This is a genomic window from Streptomyces sp. NPDC058279, assembly GCF_042881255.1.
GTDB lineage: Bacteria > Actinomycetota > Actinomycetes > Streptomycetales > Streptomycetaceae > Streptomyces.
In genome coordinates this window covers 1-2,474 of the sequence record NZ_JBHVYA010000050.1, presented here as the reverse complement: position 1 = coordinate 2,474, position 2,474 = coordinate 1, and the positions used below count along the sequence as shown (strand labels likewise).

Genomic DNA, 2,474 nt, shown 5'->3' with positions numbered 1-2,474 from the left:
CTGCGATGCAGCCGGAAAGTGGAGCGGGCGATGGGAATCGAACCCACGTCATCAGCTTGGGAAGCTGAGGTAATGGCCATTATACGACGCCCGCAGAACGCGCAATTCTACAGGGGTTCGGGGGAGGATGGCAAGGGGGAGGTTTTGGGAGGTGGCAGCGAGACTGGCATCGCTCGATGCTGGAGCGGTGGCGTCGCTGGGGTGGCAGGCCGAGTGCGGCCAGGAGCGGCCCTTCGCCAATATCTGCACGCAGACCTTCAGGCGTTAGTTGTGCGCCGGAGACCGGCCAATCGGCGGGGCGCCCAAAGGCGGCAATCCAAGTCTCTGGGTCTGCGATAACCGTACCGGTAACTCTGGGGTGGAGTATTTCCGCGGCATGGGCGAGCTAGTGCAAGCGTGAGCAAGCCAGAATTGCGAGCGATGACCGAGCGCTTCGCTACTTCCGGCCGACTTTGCTGTGCCGCCATAAACCGGTACACATCCCCAACTGTTGATGAGCTTCCGAATTCACAAGCAGAGTCACTTGCCTTCTTGAGTAATTTAGCCCTATTGTCCAATGGTAAATTAATTACCAATTTCAACTGTCGGAGATAGCCGCGCGCAGAGGCTGACGGCCGGGAGCGATGGGACCAAGGGAGGGTGGCGTGCGCTTAGCAAGGTTGACCGTTCGGAACTTCCGAAATTTCGCGGGAATCGATGTCCCGCTCGTCGGTAATGTTGTGCTGCTGGGCGAGAATCGTGTTGGGAAAAGCAATCTCCTGTTTGCCATTCGGCTTGTCCTCGATCCGACGCTGCCCGACTCCGCAAGGCAACTGAAGCTCTCCGATTTTTGGGATGGTTGTGACCTAACCCAAAATCCGCAGATTGAAGTGCATCTCGATTTCGCCGAATTCGACGGCGACGACGCGCTGGTTGCATTGCTCACTGACTTCCGTACGGCAGCCGATCCAAAAGTAGCGCGTCTGAGCTACGTTTACCGAAAGCGAGCCGACGTCACTGGCGCTCCACAATCCGGTGAGGACTGCGAGTTCATCGTTTTCGGTGGGGGTGATGAATCCCGAGCCGTCCCAAGCCGGGTCCGTCGCAGGGTTGCGCTAGATATGCTCGACGCGTTGCGCGACGCCGAGGGGCAACTGGCATCGTGGCGCAACTCACCGCTGCGCCCATTGCTCGAGGATGCCGTGGCGACAGTCAGTCGTAGTGAACTGGATAGCGTTGCTGCCACGCTTGAAAGTGCGACCAAGAAGCTCGAAAGTTTCCCGTCGGTTAAAGCGCTCGAAGACTCCCTCCGCGCTGGCATTCTGGACCTTGCCGGAAGCGCGCATGACATTGATGCACGCCTACGCTTTGCGCCCACCGATCCGCTTCGATTGTTCCGTTCAATTGCAATGTTCATCGATAACGGCAAACGCAGCATTGCTGAGGCAAGCCTGGGCTCTGCGAATGTCGCCTTGATCACTTTGAAATTGGCGGAGTTTGCTTGGCGGCGTGCCAAGAATGAACGCAACTATTCGCTGCTTTGTATCGAGGAACCGGAGGCTCACCTCCATCCTCAACTTCAGCGGGCTGTATTCGATAAGCTATTTCAAAAAGCTGACCCGGCACAGGCACTTGTCGTCACGAGCCATTCCCCGACATTGGCTGCGGTTGTGCCGCTCCGTTCGATAGTGAGCTTGCGATCGGTGAACGGCGCGTCGCAAGTCTATTCGCTTGCGGAGTTGCCGGTCACAAACGAGGAACTTGACGACATTGAGCGCTATCTGACCGCTACGAGATCCGAACTGCTTTTCGCGCGAGGCGTGATCTTCGTGGAAGGCGATGCCGAAGAAGCACTGCTGCCCGGATTTGCCGAGGCGTTGGGCCTCGATCTGGATCGGCTCGGCATTACCGTCTGCAATGTCGCGGGCGTCCATTTCGAGCCCTACGTGAAGCTCGCCGGTAGTCTTGGCCTGCCTTTCGCGGTTGTCACCGATTGGGATCCCATCGCCGGCGCCAAGTCGCCACTTGGAAAGGCGCGGACGCTTGGAATATGGGACGCATACTGCGCCGCTTCGGGAGTCGTTCCCTTGACGGCTGAGCAGCGTGCTTGGTGCGAATCGGCTGATTTTCCTACCTTCAGTGCGATTTGGGAAACCTATGGCATTTTTCTGAACGACTTGACCTTTGAAGTTGCAGTCATAAACGCCCCCAATCTTCGCGAGGCGATGCTTGATATTCTTGACGAACAGGGGTTTGGACCGACGCGCGCGGCTCGAATTGCCGCCTGGCGCTTGGGAACGCCCGTCGTTCCGGAGCACCTCTTGTCCATGATCGCCGACATCGGGAAAGGTCGGCTAAGCGCGAAACTCGCAAAAAGACTCCCGGGTCTGAAGCCACCGGTGTTGATTTCCACCGAGTCTTAACCCACCGATTTCATCTAAATCTGACCCACCCCGAGACAGCGTAGTACATCTATTCCGGTGTGGATAACCCTT

1 protein-coding gene and 1 tRNA gene are annotated in these 2,474 nt (G+C 57.6%); one reads left to right on the top strand and one right to left on the bottom strand.

Going from position 1 to position 2,474, the window contains the following annotated elements:
* Positions 1–19: 19 nt before the first annotated feature.
* Positions 20–94, bottom strand: a tRNA-Gly gene (locus tag ACFVXJ_RS31215).
* A gap of 550 nt (positions 95–644) precedes the next feature.
* Between ACFVXJ_RS31215 and ACFVXJ_RS31210 the strand changes: the two genes are divergently transcribed.
* Complete coding sequence (locus ACFVXJ_RS31210) at positions 645–2,402, top strand: AAA family ATPase (RefSeq protein WP_198113366.1); 1,758 nt, start codon at positions 645–647, stop codon at positions 2,400–2,402.
* Positions 2,403–2,474: the final 72 nt, after the last annotated feature.